Source organism: Moritella sp. F3 (assembly GCF_015082335.1).
In the GTDB taxonomy this organism is placed as follows: domain Bacteria; phylum Pseudomonadota; class Gammaproteobacteria; order Enterobacterales; family Moritellaceae; genus Moritella.
In genome coordinates this window covers 1-235 of sequence record NZ_BLRL01000166.1, presented here as the reverse complement: position 1 = coordinate 235, position 235 = coordinate 1, and the positions used below count along the sequence as shown (strand labels likewise).

Sequence of the window (235 nt, the reverse complement as noted above, 5' to 3'; positions counted from 1 at the left end):
TAGGGATATCGCCAAGCGGTAAGGCACCGGGTTTTGATCTCGGGATTCTGAGGTTCAAATCCTCATATCCCTGCCATATACCAACACAGACTTCGGTCAGTGTTAACATTACAAGGTTTATTGAACTCTAACCATTCAATACTACCAACCTTGTGATGATAAAGAATATTGTGCGGAAGTGGCGGAATTGGTAGACGCGCTAGATTTAGGTTCTAGTATCGCAAGGTGTGAGAGT

The 235-nt window shown here is 43.8% G+C and carries 1 tRNA gene; it reads left to right on the top strand.

What is annotated here, in order from left to right:
* Position 1: 1 nt before the first annotated feature.
* Positions 2-76 (top strand) — tRNA-Gln (locus tag JFU56_RS22770).
* The last annotated feature ends 159 nt before the right edge of the window (positions 77-235 follow it).